This window comes from Bradyrhizobium sp. CB82 (genome assembly GCF_029714405.1).
Classification (GTDB): Bacteria; Pseudomonadota; Alphaproteobacteria; order Rhizobiales; family Xanthobacteraceae; genus Bradyrhizobium.
This window is the reverse complement of sequence record NZ_CP121650.1, coordinates 6,646,891-6,666,922: the sequence shown is the minus strand read 5'-3', so window position 1 is coordinate 6,666,922 and position 20,032 is coordinate 6,646,891. Positions and strand designations below refer to the sequence as shown.

At 60.5% G+C, this 20,032-nt stretch carries 16 protein-coding genes; 12 read left to right on the top strand and 4 right to left on the bottom strand.

The genetic code is table 11. From position 1 onward, the window contains the following. The first annotated feature begins 169 nt into the window (after window positions 1–169). From QA640_RS32375 to QA640_RS32365, 3 genes are all read left to right on the top strand, one after another. The gene (locus QA640_RS32375; protein ID WP_283036888.1) at window positions 170–403 is read left to right on the top strand and encodes a hypothetical protein; all 234 of its coding nucleotides are present in this window, start codon (window positions 170–172) and stop codon (window positions 401–403) included. A gap of 14 nt (window positions 404–417) precedes the next feature. Continuing rightward, window positions 418–1,938 (top strand): adenylate/guanylate cyclase domain-containing protein, encoded by a 1,521-nt coding sequence (locus QA640_RS32370; protein ID WP_283036887.1) that lies wholly within the window; start codon window positions 418–420, stop codon window positions 1,936–1,938. Window positions 1,939–2,974: 1,036 nt separating this feature from the next. Continuing rightward, window positions 2,975–3,226, top strand: a complete 252-nt coding sequence (locus QA640_RS32365; protein ID WP_283036886.1) for a hypothetical protein — start codon at window positions 2,975–2,977, stop codon at window positions 3,224–3,226. 177 nt (window positions 3,227–3,403) lie between these two features. On the opposite strand, the gene QA640_RS32360 is transcribed toward QA640_RS32365, so the two are convergent. Then, window positions 3,404–3,991, bottom strand: coding sequence for a hypothetical protein (locus tag QA640_RS32360; protein WP_283036885.1), 588 nt, complete (start codon window positions 3,989–3,991; stop codon window positions 3,404–3,406). Window positions 3,992–4,457: 466 nt separating this feature from the next. On the opposite strand from QA640_RS32360, the gene QA640_RS32355 reads away from it, so the two are divergent. From QA640_RS32355 to QA640_RS32340, 4 genes are all read left to right on the top strand, one after another. Beyond that, window positions 4,458–7,430, top strand: coding sequence for a GAF domain-containing protein (locus QA640_RS32355; RefSeq protein ID WP_349253646.1), 2,973 nt, complete (start codon window positions 4,458–4,460; stop codon window positions 7,428–7,430). Window positions 7,431–7,843: 413 nt separating this feature from the next. Beyond that, complete coding sequence (locus QA640_RS32350) at window positions 7,844–8,848, top strand: NADP-dependent oxidoreductase (protein WP_283036883.1); 1,005 nt, start codon at window positions 7,844–7,846, stop codon at window positions 8,846–8,848. A gap of 402 nt (window positions 8,849–9,250) precedes the next feature. Continuing rightward, a complete protein-coding gene (locus QA640_RS32345; RefSeq protein WP_283036882.1) occupies window positions 9,251–10,492 on the top strand; it encodes an adenylate/guanylate cyclase domain-containing protein in 1,242 nt (413 codons plus the stop codon). Then, window positions 10,483–11,019, top strand: a complete 537-nt coding sequence (locus QA640_RS32340) for a tetratricopeptide repeat protein (protein WP_283036881.1) — start codon at window positions 10,483–10,485, stop codon at window positions 11,017–11,019. Before QA640_RS32345 ends, QA640_RS32340 begins: the two co-directional genes overlap by 10 nt. 42 nt (window positions 11,020–11,061) lie before the next feature. Here the strand turns inward: QA640_RS32340 and QA640_RS32335 are convergent, their stop codons facing one another. Next, window positions 11,062–11,703, bottom strand: a complete 642-nt coding sequence (locus QA640_RS32335) for a tyrosine-type recombinase/integrase (protein ID WP_283036880.1) — start codon at window positions 11,701–11,703, stop codon at window positions 11,062–11,064. Between the two features lie 336 nt (window positions 11,704–12,039). On the opposite strand from QA640_RS32335, the gene QA640_RS32330 reads away from it, so the two are divergent. Then, the gene (locus QA640_RS32330; protein ID WP_283036879.1) at window positions 12,040–13,533 is read left to right on the top strand and encodes an adenylate/guanylate cyclase domain-containing protein; all 1,494 of its coding nucleotides are present in this window, start codon (window positions 12,040–12,042) and stop codon (window positions 13,531–13,533) included. A 193-nt stretch (window positions 13,534–13,726) separates the two neighbouring features. On the opposite strand, the gene QA640_RS32325 is transcribed toward QA640_RS32330, so the two are convergent. Together QA640_RS32325 and QA640_RS32320 are read right to left on the bottom strand one after the other, a co-directional pair. Beyond that, window positions 13,727–13,933: a hypothetical protein gene (locus QA640_RS32325; RefSeq protein WP_283036878.1), complete on the bottom strand. Its 207-nt coding sequence runs from the start codon at window positions 13,931–13,933 to the stop codon at window positions 13,727–13,729. Window positions 13,934–13,937: 4 nt separating this feature from the next. Continuing rightward, window positions 13,938–15,926 carry a hypothetical protein gene (locus QA640_RS32320; protein ID WP_283036877.1) on the bottom strand — a complete coding sequence of 663 codons (1,989 nt, stop codon included), beginning with the start codon at window positions 15,924–15,926 and terminating at the stop codon, window positions 13,938–13,940. Window positions 15,927–16,507: 581 nt separating this feature from the next. Between QA640_RS32320 and QA640_RS32315 the strand changes: the two genes are divergently transcribed. The 4 genes from QA640_RS32315 to QA640_RS32300 all read left to right on the top strand — a co-directional run bounded on the left by QA640_RS32315 (window position 16,508) and on the right by QA640_RS32300 (window position 20,003). Continuing rightward, a complete protein-coding gene (locus QA640_RS32315) occupies window positions 16,508–16,744 on the top strand; it encodes a hypothetical protein (protein ID WP_283036876.1) in 237 nt (78 codons plus the stop codon). Window positions 16,745–16,868: 124 nt separating this feature from the next. Then, window positions 16,869–17,360, top strand: a complete 492-nt coding sequence (locus QA640_RS32310; RefSeq protein ID WP_283036875.1) for a DUF305 domain-containing protein — start codon at window positions 16,869–16,871, stop codon at window positions 17,358–17,360. Between the two features lie 100 nt (window positions 17,361–17,460). Then, window positions 17,461–18,534: an alpha/beta hydrolase gene (locus tag QA640_RS32305; protein WP_283036874.1), complete on the top strand. Its 1,074-nt coding sequence runs from the start codon at window positions 17,461–17,463 to the stop codon at window positions 18,532–18,534. Then, the gene (locus QA640_RS32300) at window positions 18,534–20,003 is read left to right on the top strand and encodes a YncE family protein (RefSeq protein WP_283036873.1); all 1,470 of its coding nucleotides are present in this window, start codon (window positions 18,534–18,536) and stop codon (window positions 20,001–20,003) included. The genes QA640_RS32305 and QA640_RS32300 overlap by 1 nt, the downstream gene beginning before the upstream one ends. Window positions 20,004–20,032: the final 29 nt, after the last annotated feature.

Here is a 20,032-nt window from a genome sequence, read left to right as displayed (position 1 = left end):
CACCGCCGCAAAACTTCGGTTGCAAACGGGGCACAGCGGAAATCGAGGGGCAGCGATTTACCGACAGGGGGTGACGCTCGTGGACCCGGAGCCGACAATCCGGTTGATGGACTCCCCGATAGGGCAGACATAAAATAGCGGCTGCCGCGGTTGAAGGCAGTACCCGCGCATGACCGAAGAACGCGCCCAACGCCGCCTTGCCGCCATCCTTGCTGCCGACGTGGTCGGCTACAGTCGGATGATGGGAGTGGATGAGGCCGGGACGTTGACGGCGCTCAAGGCCTGGCACAAGAATGTCATTCAACCACTGATGACGAAGCACAACGGCCGTGTCGTCAAGTTGATGGGCGACGGGGTTTTGGCGGAGTTCGGGAGCGCCGTTAATGCCGTCGAATGCGCCTAGGGCTGCAGGAAAGCATGATCGCCGCCAACGAGGGCGCTCCCGACAAGCGGAAAATAATGCTGCGCGTCGGCATCAATCTCGGCGATGTGATTGTGGACGGTGGCGACATCTACGGCGACGGTGTCAACGTGGCGGCACGGCTTGAGGCCATGGCCGAGCCAGGCGGAATCTGCGTTTCCGATGACGTTTATCGCCAGGTCCGGGACAAGCTCGATATCGGCTTTGAGGACGCCGGCGAACACCAACTCAAAAACATCGCGCGACCCGTGCGCATCTTTCGTGTGCGGTCCGTTGCCACATCTGCCGTGCCGCAACCGAGCCTGGCGCTGAACGATAAGCCGTCAATTGCGGTTCTGCCCTTCCAGAACATGTCGGGCGATCCCGAGCAGGAGTATTTCGCCGACGGCATCGTGGAGGACATCACCACCGCTTTGTCGTGCACGGGATGGTTGTTCGTGATCGCGCGCAATTCTTCCTTCACCTACAAGGGGCGCGCCGTCGACATCAAACAGGTAGGACGCGAGCTCGGCGTGCGCTACGTCCTGGAGGGGAGTATCCGGCGTGCTGGCGGGCGGGTACGCATCACCGGGCAGTTAATCGAGACGGTCACCGGCGGGCATGTCTGGGCTGATCGATTTGACGGCGCATTCGACGACATTTTCGAGTTGCAGGACCGCATTACAAGCAGTGTAGTCGGCGCCATCGAACCGAGCGCGCGACGCGCGGAAACCGTGCGTGCCTGGACGAAGCCGACCGACAGCTTGGATGCCTATGATCTGTACCTTCGTGGTGTCCATCAAATCTATATCGCGACGCATGAGTCGCTCAACGCGGCAATCGGGTTCTTGCGCCGCGCAGTGGCAATTGATCCGCACTACAAGCTCGCAAAGGCCTTTTTGGCAATCGCCTATGCCATCCGCGATACCCCCGGCTGGGCGGAATCCGGGGACCGCGAAACGGCGATCGCATTAGCGCGCGAAGCCATTGATGCAGCCGGCGACGATCCGACCACGCTTCGGGCCGCAGGGTACGCTCTCGCCTATTACGCAGAAAAAGTCGACGCGCCGGGAGGTGATTTCGCAACCGCGTCCGCCGCTCTCAACCGTGCACTGCGATTGAATCCCGACTCGGCTCAGACGCTCCACACCCTCGGTTTTGTTCACATGTGGTCAGGTGAGACCGAGCGGGCCATCGACTGCTTTCTTCGCGCCACGAGGATCAGTCCACGAGATCAGGAAATGGGCTACATGCTGCATGGTCTTGGGACGACCTATCTGATGTGCGACAGGAACCTTGAAGCCCTTGAAGCCGGGCGTCGTGCGGTGGAGGAAATGCCGAAGCATGGCCCCAGCCATCGTGTTTTGATCGTGGCACTGGTGCGTCTCGGCCGGAGGGAAGAAGCTTCGGAGGCCACCGCCCGGCTCTTGAAGATCGTCCCGGATAGTCGCCTCGCGAACATCAGGCCGCCATCGCGGATCCCCGGGTTTGCGGAGCGGTTCCGTGCCGATTTGCGGCTCGCTGGTTATCCCGAATGACCACCTCGCCGCCCACCGCAAACGCCGCCAACTGATTAAGAGGCCAGCCTCAATCGGAGCGGCCTGTTTCGTCATCCCGGCACAGGCGCGATGTCGCCTTCTGTGCGACGCTAACAAAGCGGCTCCGCCCCCTCAACTGACCGGCGCCCAAAAAGCGCCAAGCACGAAGTTGCGGGAAGTTAGGCACCGGCTAAGCAGCGGGTTCTATGAGGAGAGGCGGCAACCCGACAGAGAACGCTTCCACAACTTCCGCGTTTCGGCATGAGGGTTGCACAAGAGTACTTTTAATGTTTGCGACATGTGTAATTTCAAATAGTTGCGCGTGGCAGAAATAACACATCCGACAACCACTGCGCGATTAATCGCTCGATCGATGTCCCGCGACATGGCGTGTATCAATTTCTTGCGAAGCCGAAATATAGACGGCACATTCAAGCAAACTGGTTGGCGCTTTCGTCAAGGCAATTTTCTATCATTGCGTTGTCGGTGCGGCCGATGTGGCTGGCCGCATGAAGATGCTGACCCGCGCGCGCGACGTTTCTACGCAGGAGCGGAGATCGCTCATGAGTCACGAGCGGAACAGCCACTGTACCGCCGTCGCGCTTTTCGCAGTCGCGGTGATAATCGCATCACTCGCGGCCCTCTTCACGACGTTTGAGCGACACCAGGACAGCTAGCAACGAAACCCCGCCCGGTACGACGGGCCTCGCTAAGCCACGCGCGCCACTGGACCGCGCACCAGGCCACCCGCTGTTTGGCAACTGAATGGCCACACGGCCGGTAACCAGATGTTTCTCGGACCGCGAATTCATGGCGTGCTTGAGTTCTGGAGCAGTCAAGCTTGAGCGAGCGATGGCGCAATCCAAAGAATCCGAAGGGTAAGGACGCCGTGCCTAAGTTGGATTAGGAACGGGATTCGATGGCTGGTATTGTTCCAGCATCGCAAGGACCATCATCCAACGCGACCTAAGAGTGACCAAGGCGACCTGCGACTGAGAGACGCGACCGTGCTCCCCGCCAGAACTGGAGGAGTGATATGCCGCGCTTTCACTTCCATATTCTAAACGGAAAGAATCTCTACGACGACGATGGCATTGAGCTTGCCGACATCGAAGCCGCCAAGATCGAGGCAGTTCGGGTGGCTGGCACAGTCCTAGGCGAGGGCCTGCCCCCCGACTTTTGGTGGGGGACAGCGTGGGAGATGGTGGTCAAGGACACCCCAGAACTTCAGAGCGGACGGACCTTCTTTACCCTGACCTTTTCCGCCACTGAAGAACCCTCCAAATGATTGGCACAAGAAGTAAGGCCGCCGCAGTTGGCGGCCTTTTTCATTGCGAATGTCGAATCCGAGGAGCGGATAGGACCTGCGGGACCGGCAGCGTTTGACCCAAGGCGGTCGCCCCCTTTCAAATGGACAATCAGCCGCCGTGCCCGCCGGTCTCAGGCATGGCGGAGTTCGCGCGCGTCACCGCGTGCTGCCGGTCGTAAGCTCTTGTGAGTGCACCGGGATCATCAGGTGCTCGTTGGGTTTGCCGGGGTACATGACGAAAGGCTGCGTCTGGTCTTTGACATCCAGATCGCGCGGATAGGGACTGAGCATCTCGTGTGCTGCGCCGCCGACAATCATCACGTGCGGCCCGGTCTGGACCCAATGCTGGTGCGTGTGCCGTTCGGCGGCATCATGATTGCTCGTGCCGGTGTCCCCGGCCAGCATGAAAATGAGGCCAATGTTATGCGGCGGGGCCTGATTGGCCTGCAGAGCTTTGCGCCATTCCATGGCGTTCTGGTCATCGCATTCGGGCGTTCCATACTTGTCGATAAAACACGTGAAACCATTCGAACCGGTTTGGACGGTCTTAGAAGACCCATCCGGCTGCGCCATGGTGATCGTCGCGTTGTTCACGACCGACGCCGGGGCGGCGGTCTTCACCTTGGCGATGTACTCTGGTTCGGTCTTCGGGACTTCCTCGCTTGGAAGAGCCGATGCCGACGTGATGAGGGCTGCCGAAGCTACGCAGAACCCAACCGACGCGAGAGCGTAAAGCCTCTTCATAGCTTATCTCCTGTGGTGTCCAACCGGTATCAATTCTAGCCCAAAACGAAGTGGGTGCGCAGCTAAGAGCCGGAGTGCGCCAACATATCTCGCTGTTGCGACGGCTGCCCTTTCCGCCATTTCGCGTGCGCGCAACAATGCGGTCGCTTTCAGGTAAAAGCTGACATTAAATGGTGGGCAGGACCGGCTGGCTCAGTCGAGAATGACCCGGAGCTGACTTCGGCCCATGGCGCGAAACCCGGGATTTGTATAGGGTTGGGCCCTGTCCTGTTCTGATCCCCTCGGGGCGAGCGAAATGTGGCGACGCGGTGGAAGCGAACGTCCGATCAAGAGTCGGCGCGCGAATAGGCCCAAGGTTCGCAAAGCATCGACTAAGGCCCCATCCATTGCCGACCTGCGAAAGCAGGTACGCACTCTCACCCACGAGCTGAAACATGCAAACGAGCGGCAGACCGCGACGGCGGAAGTGCTGCAAGTCATATCCAGTTCGCCTGGCGAGCTTGGGCCGGTGTTCGAGGCCATGCTGGAAAAGGCCGTGGGCATCTGCCGCGCCAGTTTTGGGACGCTGCTCCTATACAAAGGCGACAGGTTGCGGCGGGTGGCGCGAATGGCCGCTCAAAACGTGCCGCAATCGTATGCGCCCGACCAGGAAACGCCGCCACACTTCATCGCGCCGTTTGATGGGGCGCCTTCGCTGGGGCGCCTCGTCGAGACCAAGGCGCTGGTTCACATTGCCGATATTGCCACCGAGCATCCCGACGATCTGATCTACAAGGTCGCCGCAGCCCGCACCGTTCTGATTGTGCCGATGCTCAAGGAGAGCGAGCTTGTCGGCGCCTTTGCCGTCTACCGCAAGGAGGTGCAAGAGTTCAGCGACAAGCAGGTCGAGTTGCTGGAAAATTTTGCGGCACAAGCGGTGATCGCCATCGAGAACACGCGGCTGCTCCACGAGGTGCAGGCCAAGACGCGCGATCTCACGGAGGCCCTGACCTACCAGACCGGCAGCTCCAACATCCTGAAGGTGATCGCTTCGTCGCCGACCGAGGTCGCCCCGGCTCTCAAAGCCATTGTCGAATGCGCCTGCGAGCTGTGCGATGCCTATGATGCGGCCGTGGTGCTGAGAGACGGCGACGATCTCCGCTTCAGCGCCCATCATGGCCCGATCCCGATCGGGCTCGAGAAATGGCCGATCAACCGCCGCTGGACCGCGGGCCGCGCCTTCATCGACCAGAAGACCGTGCATATCGAGGATCTTCGCGACGAGAAGCACGCGGATTTCTCCGACGGGCGCGAGCTTTCGATCCGGATGGGCCACCGCAGCATTTTGAGCGTGCCGCTACTGCGGGAAAAGGAGAGCATCGGCGCCATTGTGCTCCGCCGCAAGGAGGTGCACCCGTTCAGCGACAAGCAGATCGCGCTGCTCCAGACCTTCGCCGACCAGGCGGTGATTGCGATCGGCAACGTTCGGCTGTTCGAGGAAGTTCAGGCGCGGACGCATGAGCTGACCGAATCGCTGGAGCAGCAGACCGCGACATCTGAGGTGCTGAGCGTCATCAGCCGATCGGCCGGCGATCTCGCGCCGGTATTCGACGCGATGCTGTGCAAGGCAATGCAGCTCTGCGGCGCCAATTTCGGCGTGCTCAACACCTACGATGGAGCGCAATTCCACACGGCGGCCACTTACGGCCTGCCCCCCGCTTACGATGCGTTCCGGCGCAAACAGCCGCTCGATTATGGTCCGGCCACCGCGCCTGCACGGCTGTTGAAGGGAGAGCCATTCGTCGAAATCACCGACCTTGCCGAGTCCGAGGCCTATCGCAGCGGAGAGCCGAACCGTCGCGCGCTGGTCGATCTCGGCGGTGCGCGCTGCCTGCTTGCGGTGCCGTTGCTCAAGGACGAGCGCGTGGTCGGCAACGTCATGATCTTCAGGCAGGAGAACCGGCCGTTCTCCGAGAAGCAGATCACCTTGCTGAAGCAGTTTGCGGCGCAGGCCGTGATCGCCATCGAGAACGCGCGGCTGCTCGACGAATTGCGCCATCGCACCGAGGATTTGACCGAGGCGCTGCAACAGCAGACGGCGACCGCCGACGTGCTCAAGGTGATCAGCCGCTCCGCGTTCGACCTGCAGGCCGTGCTCGATACGCTGGTCGAATCGGCGGCACGACTATGCGAAGCCGATATGGCGGCGATCACCCGCAAGACTGGCAATATTTACTTCCGGGCGGGCTCCTACGGCTTCCCCACCAAATTCGCCGAATATGTGAAAGATCTCCCGGTCCGGCCGGACAAGCGCACGATCACGGGCCGGACTTTGCTCGGCGACAAGGTGGTCCATGTCACCGATGTGCTCGAAGACCTGGACTACTCCTTTGAAGGCCAGGAGCTCAGCGGCAATCCGCGCAGCTTCCTTGGTGTGCCCTTGCTGCGCGAAGGCAGCCCGATCGGCGCCATTGTCCTCGCACGTCGCGCCGTCCGGCCGTTCAGCGAAAAGCAGATCGAGCTCGTGACCAGCTTCGCCGACCAGGCCGTCATCGCGATCGAGAATATGCGCCTTTTCGACGAAGTGCAGTCCCGCACCAAGGAACTTGCCGCCTCGCTCGATGAACTCCGCGCGGCGCAAGATCGCCTGATCCAGACCGAAAAGCTCGCTTCGCTCGGCCAGCTTACCGCCGGCATCGCCCACGAGATCAAGAACCCGCTCAACTTCGTCAACAATTTTGCCGCGCTGTCGGCCGAGTTGACGGACGAGCTGAACGACGTCCTCGCCTCGACCACGCTCGCCGAAGGAATTCGCGGCGAAGTCGATGAGCTCACCGGCCTTCTGAAGGACAATCTGCAAAAGGTCGTCCAGCACGGCAAGCGTGCCGATTCCATTGTCAAAAACATGCTGTTGCATTCGCGCGAAGGCTCCGGCGAGCATCGGCGAGTCGACATCAATGCCATCGTCGAGGACAGCCTTAATCTCGCCTATCACGGCGCGCGAGCAGAGAAGTCGGGCTTCACCATCACGCTGCGGCAGAACCTGGACCCGCGCGCTGGTGCGGTCGAGCTGTATCCGCAGGAGATCACACGGGCGCTGCTCAACCTGATTTCCAACGGCTTCTATGCCGCGACTAGGCGCAAGCTCGAAACGGGCGACGAGAGCTTTGAACCAGTCCTCAGCGCTTCCACGAGGAACCTCGGCAAGACAGTCGAAATCCGTATTCGCGACAACGGCACAGGCATCCTGTCTGAAGTACGCGAAAAGATGTTCAATCCTTTCTTCACTACAAAGCCGACAGGGGAAGGAACGGGGCTCGGACTCTCAATGACCCATGACATCATCGTCAAGCAACACGGAGGCCGGATCGACGTCGAGACTGAGCCTGGCGTCTTTGCCGAGTTCATCATTACACTGCCGCGCGACAACGGAATTGCCACCGGCCCTAAATCCGAATGACCGCTCACCTCCGCCGTCGCGGTTGCCATGTCGCCTAATGTGCCCATCGCGACATATCGCACCGCCGCAAAACCTCGGTCGTCAACGGAGCATAGCGGAACGTGACCCATGCAGAAATCGCTGCCCAACCAATGCGACGTTTTGTCTATCTCAGCGTGCTACGGCGTAGCTACCATCCGACTTCGCTAGAGGAATAGTCTCTAGTGGCGCGACATCATTACGGCGCTCGGGGATTGACGCCCGTGACACAGGCACGGGCAAGGAGTGTCGAAAGGAGTAGCGGCGGAAGCATCAAGGGACCGCTTATTGGCTCTTCGATAGCCCATCTCCTGGTGCCCGCCGCCGCTCTTTGTTTTTGTGGGCTTGATCAAATGCAAACGTAAGACGCATTCTGCTACGGCACGGAGAAGATTATGCTGAAATCACGTGAAATTCGATTGAAGAACCGACCAGTTGGAATGCCGACAGCCGACGATTTCGAGTTGGCTACAGTTGAACTACCTAAACCTAACGAAGGCCAAGTTCAGGTCCGCAATATTTGGATGAGCGTTGATCCGTACATGCGGGGCCGGATGAGTGATGCCCCCAACTACGTCCCGCCTTTCGCTCTTGGGGTCGCAATGCAGGGCGATGCTATTGGTGAAGTCGTACTATCCAACGATCAATCACTTAGGCCTGGCGATCTAGTCCAGAGCATGTACGGTTGGCGGGAGGCCTTTAATGCTCCGGCCAACAAAGTCCGCAAGTTGGATGCTCACGGCTTGCCGGCCGAAGCCTTCTTGGGGGTAGCCGGGGTGCCAGGCTTAACGGCATATGTTGGCTTGCTGCACATTGCGGGCCTCCGAGAGGGCGACGTCGTCTTTGTTTCCGGTGCCGCGGGTGCCGTGGGTTCAATGGTCTGCCAGATCGCAAAACTTAAAGGCCATAAGGTAATCGCCTCCGCCGGAGGAGCAGAAAAGACTGCGTTTGTGAAAGACGAGCTCGGGGTTGATGAGATAATCGACTACAAATCCGTTTCAGACCTGACTGCGGCGCTCACCTTAGCCGCTCCAGACGGCATCGATGTCTATTTTGACAATGTTGGCGGTGAGCACCTGGACGCGGCGCTCGCTAACGCAAGGACATTTGGCCGGTTCGCACTGTGTGGCATGATTTCTGACTACAATGCTGCTTCGCAGCCGAACGGTTCGCGCAACTTGTTTATGGCTGTGACCAGAAGTTTGCGCCTGCAGGGCTTTGTCATCTTGAACCACATGAATTTGCAACCTGCCTTCGCAAGAGATCTGGCAGCTTGGCATGCAGCAGGTAAGATCAAGTGGCGGCAGACCGTCTTTCATGGGGTCGAACAGGCATCGAATGCCTTCCTTGGGCTGTTTAGGGGTGAAAATACAGGAAAAATGCTCGTCAAACTGAGTTGAACCAAACCCGCGTGAAGAGCCGCGACGTCTGCCCATGTGCCCTTCGCGCCGTATTGCACCGCCACCAAACCTCGATCGCTTACGGGGCATAGCGGACGTCGACGCGCGGTCGTCTATCGCAAAAGGGCGACGTTCGAAGCGGTCAAAAAATGCGGCGCGTCGAACATACTGCGGCGCGGCAATCAGGGTGACAGTGCTTCCCACCCAGATTGTCGCGCTATAAACATACACTGTGTCGAAACGCCGCGACGGTTTCGCATCCGATATTCTGCTGCCGTGATATCTTTGCTGGTGGGCCCTTGAGTTCCACGCAAATCGGCCCGACGTTCGCGCAGAAGCGGTGCTGTCCCCGTTTGCGTGCGGTGAGCCGCAGAGGGTTTATTCGCCGGGAGGGAAACCCGGATGGCTTCGGATCAGGTCAAGCGCAAGCTCGCCGCCATACTCGCTGCCGATATCGCCGGGTATAGCAGGTTAATGGGTGCGGACGAGGCCGGTACGCTCGCGCGCCTGAAGGAATATCGCCGAGAGCTGATTGATCCCAAGAACAAGCAATATCGTGGTCGCGTGGTCAAGACGACGGGTGATGGCATCCTCATCGAGTTTCCGAGCGTGGTGGATGCGATATCCTGCTCGATCGAGGTCCAGCTGGGCATGTGCGAACGCAATGCCGATATCCCTCCGGAGAAACGCATCGAATTCCGCATTGGGATCAACCTAGGCGATGTGATTGTTGAGGGTCGCGACCTCTATGGCGACGGTGTCAACATCGCGGCGCGATTGGAGGGAGTGGCCGAGCCCGGCGGCATCTGCATATCCCAGACAGTCCTCAATCACGCACGCGGCAAGATCGCCTTCGAGTTCGAGGATCTCGGCGAGCTAGCTCTCAAGAACATCGTCCGACCTGTGCATGTCTACCACCTGCTGCTCAATTCCAGCCGTGGCGACGTGGCATCTCGGACTTCGGAACCACCGCTGGCCTTGCCGGACAAGCCCTCGATTGCAGTGCTGCCTTTCCAGAACATGTCCGATGATCCCGGGCAGGAGTACTTTGCGGATGGGATGGTTGAGGAGATCACGACAGCGCTTTCGCGGTTCAAATGGTTGTTCGTAATCGCTCGCAATTCGAGCTTCACTTTCAAGGGCACTTCTGTCGATATCAAGGAGGTCAGACGCAGGCTCGGCGTGCGCTATGTCCTTGAAGGGTCTGTGCGCAAGGCCGGGGGGAAGGTTCGCATCACAGGACAGTTGATTGATGCGGCGACAGGCGCGCATCTATGGGCGGACAGGTTCGAGCGTGACCTGACGGACGTCTTTGCTCTCCAGGACGAAGTCACGGTCGCGGTTGTCTCAGCCATTCAGCCAAAATTGCTTCAAACAGAAATTGCAATAGCGACGCGGCGGCGACCAGAGAACCTCACCTCCTATGATTATTTTCTCCGAGCGATGCAGCAGTACTATCCGATCACCCGCGAAGGATTGGCCGAGGCGATAAGGCTGTCTCATCGCGCTTTGGAGCTGGATCCCCAATTCGGCTTTGTTGCCGCTCTGCAGGTGTCTGCCATACGCAAAACATCCTTCAAGGCTATGCTATCGATCCTCAATTCGAGCGCAAGGAGGCAGTCCGGCTTCTTCGCTTGGCATTGAGTGTCGATGATGGTGATCCCGACACGTTAGCAATGGCTTGCAATATTTCGACGTGGATGGTCGGCGATTGCGAAAGTACGATCGAAATGGCCGACAGGGCGGTCGCGCTCAACCCCAATTCATATTTTGCCTGGTACTCCAGAGGCTACGCCTATCTCAAACTTGCGGGGCTGCCGGAGGAAGGAGTCCGGAGCTTTGAGCGTGCCATTCGCATGAACCCGGTAGACCCGCAGCTACTCCACTTGTTTGCTGGGATGGGGCAGGCCCTTGTTGAGCTTCGTCGCTTTGACGAGGCCATTCTCGCAGGGAAGAAAGCGCTTCGCCAGCGCCCCGACTATACGCCAGCTTACCGCTGTCGCGCCGCCGCTTTCGCCCATCTCGGACGTGACGCGGAGGCCCGTGAGGCGGCGGCGCGTCTGCTTGAGGCCGACCCCGCCTTTACAATAAGCGGGTTCATCGCTCGGGGCGGGCAATCAAAGGCGAAGCTGTTGATTGAGGGCCTCAGCAAAGCGGGGTTGCCTGAATGAGCGCGCTCAGACTAGCGCCGAATGACCGCTTGGCCCATCGCGTCATTTCGCTGCGCTCCGGTATTTGGTCGGTATTGGGATGTAGCGGACATCGAGTAAGCCGCACCGTTTGGACGCGGTCGGCCGCAGCTTCCACCATTGCCGCAACAGCTTCACGACCTCCGGCGGCAGCATCACGTGCCGGTCCTTGCGGCCTTTCGACTGCACGATGCGGATGATCATTTGCTCGCTGTCGATGTCACCCGCCCGCAGCCGCACCACCTCGCCGGCGCGCAATCCGCAACCATAGGCCAGCGTCAGCATCGCTCGTGCCTTCAGGCTCGTTGCCATGGTCAGGACACGCTTGACCTCCTCAGGGCTCAGCACCGGCGGCAGCCTCTCGGGTTCCTTGATGTGCCAGACCTCGGCCGCCAGATCGTGGCGACGCAGCGTGACGCGGAATAAGAACCGTACCCCGGTCATGATCCGATTGCGGTTGCAGATGCTCGTTCCGCTCTCGATCAGGTACAGCTGAAATCGGCGCACCTCGTCGGGCGTTGCCGTATCGGGCGAGCGTTTGAGCCAGGCGGCGAACCGCTTGCAACTGTAAATGTGGCCACGCTGAGTGTGCGGGTTGAGCTTGCGCGCAGCCATGTCTTCGATCATACGCTGACGCAGCGGACTGACGGTGTTAGTCTTGCTCATGGGGAGCTCCATTCTGAGTGAGGCTTGCGACACCTCGATTCTCAGGACGGGGCTCTCCAGTGCTACTACTATCCTCTCAACCGGCTACCGGCCTCTCGGCTCCTGCTCCCGCGCAGCGGGCTGGAGCGCAGCGACTTTGTGCTTTGGAAGGGAAGCAGAAATCATGTGCTCCTTCCGAGCCTTGTTCGGCTGTGTGACTAAGCGGTCTTGGCCCCTCCCATGCCGGCACTGATGTGCTAGCTTTTGGTTCCACTTGCGGAGCCGGAGTTAAGCAGTGATGACAGGCTTGCCACCCGTCGGAGCTTGCTGGACCAGTACCTGCCGGGGAGCGCGGCTATGACTGTGCGCCGGCCCGAGAGGCCCAGGCTGAAGCGCCGTAAGCGGCCAACCGCTGCCGCCGGTCAACGGTCCTCGGCAGCCGACCTGCGAAAACATCTCCACCAGCGAACAATCGAACTTGCCAAGACGCGAAAGTTACTTGCTGAGGCGCTGCAGCAACAAAGCGCGACCGCTGAAGTGCTCAAGGTGATCAGCCGTTCGACATTCGATCTGCAGGTAGTGCTTGACACACTGGTCGATTCAGCCGTCCGACTTTGCGAGGCGGATATCGGACATATCGCACGTCCAAACGAGGCAGGTTATTTTCAGGTCCAGGCGCACTACGGGTGGACGACGGAGCTCAAAGAGGAGCTGGAGCGGATACCTTTCGAGCCGGGTCGTGAGAGCGTGACCGGTAGAGCTCTGCTCGAGCGCACAACTGTCCAGATTCTCGATGCGCAAACAGATCCGGAATACAAGCTGAGCAAGGCGCAGAGACTCGGCGGCTATCGCAGCTTGATGGGCGCCCCGCTGCTGCGCGGGGGAACCCCGATCGGCGTGTTCGGCATGGCGCGCTACTCCGTGCGCCCTTTCACCGACAAGCAGATGACGCTGCTCACCACGTTCGCAGATCAGGCCGTGATCGCCATCGAGAACGCGCGACTTCTGAAAGAACTGCGGGAGAGAACAGACGAGGTGGAGAAGCTCAACCATCAACTCGAACAGCGCGTAGCCGACCAAATTGGTGAAATCGAACGCATGAGCAGGCTCCGCCGGTTCCTGCCTCCGCAGGTGGCTGACCTGATCGTCGCGTCGGGGGCAGAGAAGCAGCTTGAGAGCCACCGCGGGGAGATCACCGCGCTGTTCTGCGACCTTCGCGGCTTTACGGGCTTCTCTGAAGCCTCGGCCCCGGAAGACGTAATGGCGCTGCTGCGCGACTACCACGCAGCGATTGGCGGAATCATTATCAAGTACAGCGGGACGCTTGAACGCTACGCCGGCGACGGGGTGATGGTGGTCTTCAATGACCCTGTCCCCGTTGACAACCCGGCGCTCCGGGCGGTGCTGATGGCGCTCGAAACGCGTGAGGCCCTGGGAGCCTTGATGGAAAAGTGGCGTCAGCTAGGCCACGATGTCGGCTTCGGCATCGGTATTGCGCACGGATTTGCCACGCTCGGCACCGTCGGGTTCGAGGGGCGCTTCGACTATGCTGCAATCGGCACGGTATCCAACGTAGCCTCTCGGCTTTGCGACGAAGCCAAGCCCGGTCAAATCCTAATCAGTCCCCGCGTTTTCACGGCGGTCAAAGACGCGGTCACGGTCGAGCCGGTGGGTGAGTTTATTTCGGTCTTTTCCGGCTCGCAGGTATTCAGGCCGCCGCCGCGAACGCCAGCGAGCGCGCCGTCCAGATCGAGGACAGCGCGAACTCGATGTCGCTGTCCAGCACGTTGGAGCCCAAGGCGTCGGGATCGCTTTCGATGGCGGCGGAGATGGTCGGGTTGGAGGAGATGACGTGCGCCGAAACCAGCTTCGGCTTCTCGTCGCCCCGGATCACCATCTCGGCGTAGCGCAAGCGGGCGGCGTGGTCGGCCGTCGCCGGGTCCTCGCTCGCGACGGCCTGCGCCACCTTGAACATGATCATCATGACGCGACCAGCGAACTCGTCGTTCGACGCGGTCCCAATGAGGTCGATGGCAGCCATGGCCTACTTCTCCACGCCGAGAATTTGTGCGGTTGTTCTGATGTTGAGGGGGTCAACGTCGAGCGGCGGCTTGTAGGGGTCGGGCACGCCGCCGTCCGCCAGCCACTGCTGATACGCTTCCCAATCCCGGTTGCCATCGGCGTTTGGGATCACCGCGCTATCTGCGGCGCGGATCACGCTGCCGTCCCCTTGGAGCTTGTAGTCCGCCATGAAATCAAATCCTGCTATCGAGCGTGAAGTGGACGCCAAGCGAGAGCACGCGGCTCGATCCGATTTGCGTCGAGAGCCAGCGGAAGCCGGTGGTCCCAATCGTGGCGAGAACCGCAGGCACATCCGCGCCCGCGACGAAGTCCGCCACCTTCCCGGCCGCGCCTGATTGCGGAGAGTAAGGGGTCACGGACGGCGGCACGCGCTTCGGCGTCTGGTACTGATAGCCCTTGCCGGATTGCGAGGTGCCGTCGAACGTCCCCGACGCCCCCAACGTGATCGCGATTTGATCGAAGCCGGAAGGCAACCCGGTCGAGCCGGGAAGCACGCCGTAGTCGTAGGTGGTCTCATAGTAGCGTTGCGCAATCTTCAACTCCTCGTCATAGGGCCGCGAGATGAACGGAGAGCGGAAGTCGGACGGAGCTTCGGTGCCGGGATAGATGCCGACGCCAGTGATCAGCACCGAGTTGTTGACGGTGGCGAAATAGTTCGTGGTGCCCGCGAGCCCAAGATAGCTTCCGGCTTGCCACGCATCCTGCGCAGGAGCGACGAACGATGGCCCGCAGCCGAAGCACCAGCACAAATTCAACCCGACGCCATTGGTGTAAAGCCAAGTGCCGGTGTTGTCGGGCTGGACGGTGAGCGTCTTGTACTCCCAAGTCTGCGCGGCATTGACGGTGAAGGGCGTGACATAGGAGCGCGAGCCGCCATTGTTGCGGCAGGAGAGCGCGCCAGTGAACGGAGCCACCGCCCAAATCCAAAAGGCGACCGTGAACGGCATGTTGCCAGATGCGCTGCCGAAGCCAAGCCGCTGCGCGCGATAGCCTTCGACCGTATGGAAGATGGCCGCATAGGACGTGGTCGTCAGCGCGGGCAGTGCCGTCGTGCACCAGAACTGCAAGGCGTTTTGATAAGCCTTGCCCCATGGAGGTGCGCCCGCTGGTGGCGTGAGTTGCGTTCGCATCGCGCCGCTGGTCGCATTGACCACGGCCTGGAAGCCGTCAGCGATGTAGACACCGGAGGCGTTGCCGAGAAGGACTGCCGTGTTTGCATATTGCTGACTGACATCCATGTTGCCGTTGAATTGAAGACCGTTGAAGGCCATCGCATCGAACGGCGCGGCATAGACGTTCATCCGTGCCCGCTGCGCCTGCGTGGTGGTCAGAGCTTGCGCGGCGTCGAAGCGCACGAAGGCACCGCCCGCATCGACCCACGCGCCATTGCGCCGCGTGTAGTAGACGCCATCGGTCGGTGCTTCGGGGATTGCTCCTGGCGGACCCTGAATGCCCTGCGGCCCTCTGATGTTGCCGACCGGCGCGCCCCACGAGCCTGCCGTCAGCGTGTAGACATCGCCGTTCGACGTGTCGAGATAGCTGTCGCCGTCGAGCTGGCCCGAGATCGTGCCGGGCGGACCGACGCCGGTATAGAACAGGCTACCGCGCGTCCCGGTATTGCCCTGGATGCCTTGGTTGCCCTGAATGCCCTGCGGCCCTTGCGGGCCGATCAGGGACGTGCCCGCAGGCCATGCACCGCCCGCTTTCGGGCCAAACATGAAATGCGTGGTGGTGTTGATGTAGAAATTGCCATTGACGCCGACTGCGCCGGTCGGATCGGTAGCGCCATAAAGGATTGTGTTGCCCGGGATGCCTTGCGGACCGATCAGCGACATCCCGGGCGGCCAGCCGGTCGCCGCCGACTTCGGACCGAACAGCATGTTCGTCGTGGTGTTGATGTAGCTGTCGCCGACGGTGCCGGTCTCTGGCGTCGGGTTGGCCGGGCCATAGAGAATCGTGTTGCCATCGACGCCGGGATAACCCTGTGGCCCCATCGGTCCCGGCGGACCGGGCACCGTCGAGGGCGGTCCCTGCGGACCCGGCGGGCCTTGCGCCAGCTCCTGGATAACCTCGACCTCGTAGTCGGCAACAATGGCGACGTCGCCCGGGCTTGCGCCGATGCTCGCGTCGAGGTCGTTGTTGTTGACCTCGACCTTGCTCATCGGCTCGGCCCCGCATTGTTGACGAGCGAGCCGGACCAGATGCGGTAGCGCTGCTCGGGATCGCCAGCGATGCGCACCAGCGAGTGCTCATAGGCGCCGACCTGCAAGCGCACGACATCGCGCTGGGCGCCATGGTCGGAGGAGAATTTGTGGGTAATTGAAAGCTGTGACGAGCGCTTACCTCCCGAGACGTTCTTCGGTGCCTTGCGTGGGCGCCGTCAGGTCATTGGGCCGATGGCAACCAACGCCATCGGCCTCTTTTTTTGCCAATGCAGCGACGCCCCGCTCTTTGCTAAGTTCTAGCGTTGCTCTGAATAAACACTTGGATCATCTTTCGGTAAGTTCGCGCCCAAGGCTAAGAGCCGGAAGTCTTCGCTAACGCTTATGTGATCAGGCGCCCTGGCGGTTCTTGCCTTTGTAACGGCTGCATTTTTCACGATTGCCAGCGACTGCTCCAGATTTTTTCGCGGTCCGACGGAATAGGGACGCCAGCTCCTACGTCCCACCCTCAAGCAACCCGCTCAGGCGTCGTCGAAGTCCGCCCAATCATTCGTCGAACGATCTAACAATGGAGAATTGAAATGACCGTTGAAAAATCACGTCGCACTGTTCTCGTCTTCACGACTTTGGTGCTCGGCGCCATCTTGCTTGGCGCTCCTGCCGCTTTTGCGGCTACCCCAAGACATATCCTTGCCGAGCCGCAGGTTCGGTCGCACGCGCAAGTTCACAGAATGGACAGCACGTCTACGCGGCACGCCTATGGGACGCAGCCTCAAACTCATGTCGATGATCCCTTGTCATCCCTGATCCTGGGATGACCATCGTTGGCGCCGCCGAGATTCTTTGTAGCGGTCCGGCGGAATAAGACGCGTCGCGATACGTCCCACCCCGAATGCAACACCTACGGAGTTCAGAATGTATCGGCCATCATTTCGCAGCGTCATGACGGCGCTCGGCGGCACGCTTCCGAGGCATGGTCTCGGCGTTGCGGTCCTTGGCGCTCGCCTTCTTATCGCGTTTGCGCTTCCGTCGCATGTGCTGGCGCACGAAGTCCACCCGTCCGCGCAGCCAGCGACGGCCGCCGACGAAGCTCCGTTCTGGAAGGAGAACGAGGCCGCAATGATCAAGATGATGAACGATATGGCGATCAAGCCGACCGGGGATATCGACCGAGATTTCGCAGCGATGATGATCCCTCATCATCAAGGTGCGATCGACATGGCGATCAGCGAACTGCGCTACGGCAGGAACAAACAGCTGCGACGCATCGCGCAGGAGATCATCGTCGATCAGATGCAGGAAATCGCGGCGATGAAGCTTGCGATTGGCGAATCCATAACGAATTCCACGCCTGCTCCGACGCAACAGGAACCGGCTTCCACTCCGGCCCAGCATCACCACTCCGGCATGCAGATCGACATGCCATTACGATGACGAGACCCACCACCTAGTGAGCTGATCGCGGCATTGCAAACTAAACCGGCCACGGCCCGATGAAATCGTCAGCACCTCGCGAACGAAAGGAGAAAACCAAATGTCAGACAAGATCAATCAAGATCGGCGTCGCTTTTTCGGCATAGCGGCCATGACATTTGCTGCAGCCCAGTTCGCCCTCAACGGTTTCGCCAACGCCCAACCAGCCAGCAAGAAGACCCCGGATACGCGCAATTTCAAGCCGAGCACGAACACCTCGTTCGCGTCGCTGAAGCAAGTCGACGCCGGGCTTCTCAATGTCGGCTACGCCGAAGCCGGTCCCGCCGACGGCGCGCCCGTCATCCTACTGCATGGCTGGCCCTACGACATTCACAGTTTTGCCGATGTCGCGCCCTTGCTGGCGTCGGCGGGTTATCGCGTGGTTGTGCCCTATTTGCGCGGTTATGGAACCACGCGCTTCCTCTCCGATACGACGATCCGCAACGGCCAGCCGTCGGCAGTCGCCGTCGATACTATCGCGCTGATGGACGCGCTCAGGATCGAGCAGGCGACGCTCGCCGGTTTCGACTGGGGCGCGCGGACGGCTGACATCGTCGCGGCGCTCTGGCCGGAACGCTGCAAGGCCATGGTCTCGGTGAGCGGTTATCTGATCGGCAACCCGGTAGCCGAAGAGAAACCGCTGCCTCCAAAGGCCGAGCTGCAGTGGTGGTACCAATTCTATTTCGCGACCGAGCGCGGCCGAGACGGCTATGACAAATATCGTCACGACTTCTCGAAGCTGATCTGGCAGCTCGCGTCGCCGAAGTGGGCGTTCGACGACGCCACCTTCGATCGCAGCGCGAAGGCATTCGACAATCCCGATCATGTCGCGGTCGCGATCCACAATTACCGCTGGCGGCTCGGCCTCGCCGAGGGCGAACGGAAATACGACGATCTGGAAAAGAAGCTCGCCCAGCGACCGGTCATCACCGTGCCGACCATCACCATGGAAGGCGACGCGAACGGTGCGCCGCATCCCGAGCCCGTGGCTTACGCAAAGATGTTCTCCGGTCAGTATTCGCACCGGACCGTCACGGGCGGCATCGGGCACAATCTGCCGCAGGAGGCCCCTCAAGCCTTTGCCGAAGCTGTGGCCGACATCACGAAAGTTGCCTCGCCTTTAACCAAGGGATGATGAAGATGAGCAAGCTGTTCTCGTTCGCCAAAAGCCTTCTTCTTGCAGGCACCGTGTTTGCGACCTGTGGCAGTGCCTGGGCAGGCCAGGCGCCCGGCGCGCTAGCCGCGCCTGACGTCCCGATCAGCCATCACGACCGCATTTACGCCGCGGAACAATTCTCCAATACGGTCTCGGTGACCGACCCGGTCGATAACAAGCTCCTCGGTGTTATCAGGTTGGGGGACCCGCAGCCGGCCAATTTTAGCCCTCTCTACAAGGGACAGGTTCTCGTCCATGGCATGGGTTATTCGCCCGATCATCGGACGCTGGCCGTGGTTTCGATCGGATCGAATTCCGTGACCTTCATCGACACTGCCACGAATGCCGTGAAGCATATGACATATGTCGGCCGCTCGCCGCATGAAGCGTTCTTCACCCCCGACGGCAGGGAGGTCTGGGTGACGGTGCGTGGCGAGAACTATATCTCCGTGATTGACAGCAAGACGTTCACTGAGAGGACCCGCATCACGACGCCCAGCGGGCCCGGCATGCAGATGTTCTCGCCCGACGGCAAGTACGGCTATATCTGCTCGTCGTTCAATCCGGAAACCGAAATCGTCTCCGTCGCCGACCACACGATCATTGCAAAGGTCAAGCAGGAAAGCCCATTCTGTCCGAACATCGCGGCGACGCCGGAGGGGAGCCAGGTATGGTTCACGCTCAAGGATGTCGGCAGGACTCAGGTATTCAACGCCAGGCCGCCGTTCAACCTGATCAAGACCATCGAGACGGGCCCGATCACGAACCACGTGAACTTCGCCCATACGGCAAAGGGAACGTTTGCCTATGTGACGATCGGCGGCCTGAACGAAGTCAGGGTATTCCGCACCGACGATTTTTCGGAGGTCGCAGCCATCCCGGTCGGGAGTCTTCCGCACGGCGTGTGGCCGTCCGGCGATGGGTCGCGTATCTATGTCGGACTGGAGAATGCCGATGAGCTCGCAGCGATCGACACTGCAACCAACACCGTGATCGCAAACATTCCGGTCGGACAGGCGCCCCAGGCGATCGCCTATGTGCCCAATGCTGCCCCGAATCCTGACAATCGCCAGAACCTGCAGCCTCTCGGTGTCGCCGGCCAGGTCTTGCATCTGGCGCTGGCGGTGAAAGACGCAAAGGACGGACAGGCGCCAACCAGCGTTTCGCTGTTTGATCAGGGACTGATCCAGGTGTTGCAGGCGTCCGTCACGGGGCTCGAGCCGAAGCAGAAGTACGTGCTCGCACTGGCCGATCGCGCGGACGGGGGCGGCACCCTGCAACCGCTGGCGGCCTTTGTGACCAATCCGGCGGGATCGGCGATCGTCAATGCGACCGGTCCGATCCGGCAAATCGTCCACGATCCCGCGACTTCGGAGCGGCGCTACCTGGTCATCGCCCCCGGAGATGCGACGACGTTCGGAGCGGCAGTACAGGTGCAAACCCGATAGTGGTAGATTGAGGTGGGCCGCAGGCGGAG

Coding starts and splice junctions, on each gene's coding strand:
- QA640_RS32335 (WP_283036880.1), bottom strand. CDS start 11,703: ATGAGCAAGACTAACACCGTCAGTCCGCTGCGTCAGCGTATGATCGAA.
- QA640_RS32375 (WP_283036888.1), top strand. CDS start 170: ATGACCGAAGAACGCGCCCAACGCCGCCTTGCCGCCATCCTTGCTGCC.
- QA640_RS32320 (WP_283036877.1), bottom strand. CDS start 15,926: ATGAGCAAGGTCGAGGTCAACAACAACGACCTCGACGCGAGCATCGGC.
- QA640_RS32300 (WP_283036873.1), top strand. CDS start 18,534: ATGAAGATGAGCAAGCTGTTCTCGTTCGCCAAAAGCCTTCTTCTTGCA.
- QA640_RS32310 (WP_283036875.1), top strand. CDS start 16,869: ATGACGGCGCTCGGCGGCACGCTTCCGAGGCATGGTCTCGGCGTTGCG.
- QA640_RS32350 (WP_283036883.1), top strand. CDS start 7,844: ATGCTGAAATCACGTGAAATTCGATTGAAGAACCGACCAGTTGGAATG.
- QA640_RS32365 (WP_283036886.1), top strand. CDS start 2,975: ATGCCGCGCTTTCACTTCCATATTCTAAACGGAAAGAATCTCTACGAC.
- QA640_RS32345 (WP_283036882.1), top strand. CDS start 9,251: ATGGCTTCGGATCAGGTCAAGCGCAAGCTCGCCGCCATACTCGCTGCC.
- QA640_RS32360 (WP_283036885.1), bottom strand. CDS start 3,991: ATGAAGAGGCTTTACGCTCTCGCGTCGGTTGGGTTCTGCGTAGCTTCG.
- QA640_RS32305 (WP_283036874.1), top strand. CDS start 17,461: ATGTCAGACAAGATCAATCAAGATCGGCGTCGCTTTTTCGGCATAGCG.
- QA640_RS32330 (WP_283036879.1), top strand. CDS start 12,040: ATGACTGTGCGCCGGCCCGAGAGGCCCAGGCTGAAGCGCCGTAAGCGG.
- QA640_RS32370 (WP_283036887.1), top strand. CDS start 418: ATGATCGCCGCCAACGAGGGCGCTCCCGACAAGCGGAAAATAATGCTG.
- QA640_RS32315 (WP_283036876.1), top strand. CDS start 16,508: ATGACCGTTGAAAAATCACGTCGCACTGTTCTCGTCTTCACGACTTTG.
- QA640_RS32325 (WP_283036878.1), bottom strand. CDS start 13,933: ATGGCGGACTACAAGCTCCAAGGGGACGGCAGCGTGATCCGCGCCGCA.